This is a genomic window from Nocardia sp. NPDC003345 (genome assembly GCF_053589395.1).
The window spans coordinates 1-4,041 of record NZ_JBSFRU010000448.1 but is presented as its reverse complement, the minus strand read 5'-3'; the positions used below and the strand labels follow the sequence as shown (position 1 = coordinate 4,041).

Annotated in this window: 4 protein-coding genes; all 4 read left to right on the top strand. The window is 67.9% G+C overall.

Features of this window, described 5'->3' with window-relative positions; all coding sequences use genetic code 11:
• The coding region (locus ACWDU1_RS30325) for an FAD-dependent monooxygenase (protein ID WP_450003715.1) at positions 1 to 619 on the top strand (619 nt) is incomplete at its 5' end.
• Positions 620 to 710: 91 nt separating this feature from the next.
• Positions 711 to 1,232: a GNAT family N-acetyltransferase gene (locus ACWDU1_RS30320; protein WP_450003714.1), complete on the top strand. Its 522-nt coding sequence runs from the start codon at positions 711 to 713 to the stop codon at positions 1,230 to 1,232.
• Between the two features lie 119 nt (positions 1,233 to 1,351).
• Positions 1,352 to 2,860 carry an alpha/beta hydrolase gene (locus tag ACWDU1_RS30315; RefSeq protein ID WP_450003713.1) on the top strand — a complete coding sequence of 503 codons (1,509 nt, stop codon included), beginning with the start codon at positions 1,352 to 1,354 and terminating at the stop codon, positions 2,858 to 2,860.
• An 869-nt stretch (positions 2,861 to 3,729) separates the two neighbouring features.
• Positions 3,730 to 4,041 (top strand): hypothetical protein (locus ACWDU1_RS30310; RefSeq protein ID WP_450003716.1); only part of this gene is annotated, 312 nt, incomplete at its 3' end.

Genomic DNA, 4,041 nt, shown 5'->3' with positions numbered 1-4,041 from the left:
GTTCACCGGTGTCGTGGCGTTTCGCGCGGTGGTACCGGCGGCCGCCGTCGCCTCGGTGCCGAATCTGGACAGCTTCACCAAATGGTGGGGGCCGGACTCCGCCACGCAGATCGTGACCTTCCCGCTGCGCCGGGGCAAGGACATCTTCATCTTCGCCACCTGCGCGCAGCGCGAGTGGACCGAGGAGTCGTGGACGACGCCCGGCAGCGCCGACGAGCTACGTGAGCTGTACCGGGATTTCCATCCGGAGGCGCGCGCCCTGCTCGATGCCTGCGACGACGTGCTGAAATCCGCCCTCTACGTGCGCGATCCGCTTGCTGCCTGGACGCGGGACGGAATCGCGCTCCTCGGTGACGCCTGCCACCCGATGATGCCGTTCATGGCCCAGGGCGCCGGTCAGGCGATCGAGGACGCGGTGGTGCTGGCACGCTGCCTCGGCTCGGACGACTACCCGTCCACGGCCGCGGCGCTGGCCGGGTACGAGAACGCCCGCAAGGACCGGACCGCGCGGATCCAGCAGGGTTCACGGTCCAACGAATGGCTGAAGACCGCCGGGAACGGCGACTGGGTATACGAATACGATGCCTGGACCACGCCGCTGGCCGGGGCGCGGGCGTAACCGCGACCCGGGACTCCGGCGCCCGCGGAGTCGACGCCCGCACCGCCCGTCCCCTCGGCGCGATCCGCCGAGGGGCGGTAGCGTCGCCGGGGTGGTCCCGACGCTGCGAACCGAGCGACTTCTCCTCGAACCGTACGTGCGGGCCGACGAGGCGGATTTCGTCGCACTCTTCCAGGACACGAGGGTGTCGCGGTGGATGGGTGACGGGCCCGCCTCGGAAGCCGCGGACCGGGCGCTGTTCCGGCGGCTGTTCACGAAGGTCTACCCGCGGGATCTGTTCGATGTCTGGGTAGTGCGCCGGGACGGGATCATGATCGGGCATGCCGAGATCAAGCCGAGCGAGGCTGTCGGCGGCCACGAGATCATCTACGCGCTGACCCCGGCCGCGTGGGGGTCCGGCCTCGGCACCGAATTGGCGGCGGCACTGGTCTCCTACGGTTTCGACAGCCTCCGGCTGGACGAGGTGTACGCCACCGTCGCCGCCCCGAACGCACCCTCGCTGCGGCTGTTGAGCAGGATCGGCTTCCGGCAGGTGCGCGATATCGAAGAGGATGACGGCAGCACTACCCGTGTGCTGGTCCGCCGTGCGAATGGATCCGACCCTGACCTGTGAACCCAGGCGAGACAGCGGCCCTCCGGCTGTGCCCGTGATGTCCGACCGGTCGGCGACACACCGCGGCGCGGCGGCGCGGCCGGGCGGGTGGACGGGTCTCGGGGCGATAGGGTCGCAGGGTGAAACGCCGGTGGCTCAGGTGGCTCGTGCTGGTGATCGCGCCGTTGGTCGTGCTGCCCGCGGGACCGGTGGACGCCGCCCCGGACGACGGCATCGGTGCCGGGCTGGAGCGGTACTACCGGCAGCAGCCGGACTGGAAGCCGTGTGACGACCCGGTTCTCGACGCCGCCGGCGCCCAATGCGCGGGTGTGCTGGTGCCGCTGGACTACAGCCGTCCGGATCACCGCACGCTGACCGTCGCGATCTCGCGTATCCCGGCGACCGATCCGGCCCGGCGACGCGGGATCATGCTGTCCAACCCCGGTGGCCCCGGCGGCCCGGGCCTGGCCATGATGGCCGGTGCCCGGCCCTTCTCCCCGGAGGTGCGTGCCCGCTACGACCTGATCGGCATGGATCCACGCGGAATCGGCCGATCGGACCGGGTGCACTGCGCGTTGCCGTTGCCCACCATGTTGTACTCGGCGGGTTTCGATATCTTCGGTTACGCGCGCGACACCACGCTGGCCGCGGCTCTGGCGGCCTCCTGCCTGGTAACGGATCCCGAGAAGACCCGCTACGTCACCACTCGCAACACGGCCCGCGATATGGACGTCATCCGGGGTGCCCTGGGTGAACCCACGCTCAACTACTTCGGCGGTTCCTACGGGACCTATCTGGGAGCCGTGTACACCGTGATGTTCCCCGGCCGCGGTGACCGGATGGTCCTGGACAGTGCGATCGATCCGGATCGCTACTGGATCGGCGTCTATCAGGATATGGGCGCCGCCAACGAGGCCGGGCTGGACGACTGGGCGCGGTGGGCCGCCCGCCATGACGGTGAATACCATTTCGGGAGCACCGGGCCGCAGGTCCGGGCGTTCGTGGAGGATCTGATCCGGCGCGCCGCGGCCCATCCGATCTACGCGGACGGCTATGTCGTGGATGAGCACACGATACCGATCGGGCTGCTGGCGTTGCTGTCGAACCCGAAGCTGAACGCCGACCTCGCCGAGGTGGTGCGCCTCGTCGCCGACGCGGTGGCCGGGCTGCCCCTGGATATGGAACGGCTGAAGGCGAAGATCACCGGGGCCGTTCCGCTGGAGACCCCGGGTATGGCCGCGGTCCTGTGCGGTGACAAGGCGGCTCCCCGGGATCCCGCGTGGTATTACCGCAATATCGAAGGAGCCCGCCCGACCCAGCCGGTGTTCGGAGCGTTCGCCAACAACATCACCGCCTGCGCCTACTGGCCGGACCCGGTCGAACCTCCCACCGAGGTGGGTAACGCGACGCCGGCCCTGATCCTGCAGGCCACCGGCGATACCCGTACCGCGTATTCGGAGGGTGTCGCGATGCGCCGGGCCCTGCCGGCATCACGATTGGTCACGCTGGCGGACACCCGGATACACGGTGCCTTCCGTACCGGCCTGAGCCCGTGCGTGAACGATATCGTCAACAGCTACCTGCGCGACGGCACCCTGCCCGCGACCGATATCACCTGCCGGCCCGACCCCGCATACTTCCCGGAATGAGCGGATAGGAAGGCCGCCCGGATGCCGGGCACGCCGATGATCGTCGAATACCTGGACCGCCCCGCCTCCGTCGTCACCGCGCCTGGATGGTCTTACCAACCGCACGCCCGGAAGTTCGTGCGGACCATCGCGTAGTCCCCCGAGTCGATTCCGGTGTGTTTTCTGCCGATGGTCCATTTTTCCGGACCCGGATACACGGAGAATTTCCGGTGCGTTATATTCTAAAGGGGAGTGGGGATCGAATCAGTGAGCGGACGGCTCGCTTTTCATGCGCGGATATCGGGAAATGTGAGCGGGGTGCCGGTGTCGTCTTGTCTTTCGGCTCCGGACGGCCGAGGGCCCGTTCGGGTACCGGCCGGGAATTCCGGGCGCCCAGGGTGGTTCCGGGCCGGTCGGGTCCGGCGCGAGCCCCATCGGAACCCGGTATCGGCCCATGCCCGAGGCCTGTGGCGGCGGCGGAGCGCGAGTTTCTGCCCGAAGGCTTGACGCGGGCCGTGTGGAGATGTAATTCTTGAAACGGGAACACACCAATTATGTGTGTTTTATTTTTTGCTGCGCTCTCGACAAATGTTGGTTGCGGGTGTAATTTGGGGATTCGCGCCGAAGCGTGTGCTGTCCGACTCTCGAAATATGAAATGACCGTGGAAAGCGGCGCTGTCCGCGCGCCTTTCCACGGTTCGTCGTCGGGTCTGCTCGGACGGCCTCTCGCGCCGCGCGTATCGAACACCGCCCACAGGACGAGCAGAGCCCGTAACACCCGGATATCCGGGCGTTACCAGGTGCCGGAAGGACGCAGCGTGGCATACGCGAACCACCCCGACAACGAGGCCGGATCGGCCGCAGCTCGAACGGATTCCGGATCGCGGCGGCTGTCCTTCGCCCGGATCCGCGAACCCCTGGAGATTCCGGGGCTACTGGCGATACAGACGGAATCCTTCGAATGGCTGACCGGGGCCCGGGCCGCGCTGGAGCGTGCGGTGGCCCGCGGCCTTTCGCCCGCCGGTGGTCTGGCTGAGGTGCTCGCGGAGATGAGCCCCATCGAAGACTATGCGGCGACGATGTCGCTGACCCTCTCCGAGCCCCGGTTCGAAGAGGTCAAGGCCTCGATCGACGAATGCAAGGACAAGGACATGACCTACGCGGCGCCGTTGTTCGTCACCGCGGAGTTCGTCAACAACAAC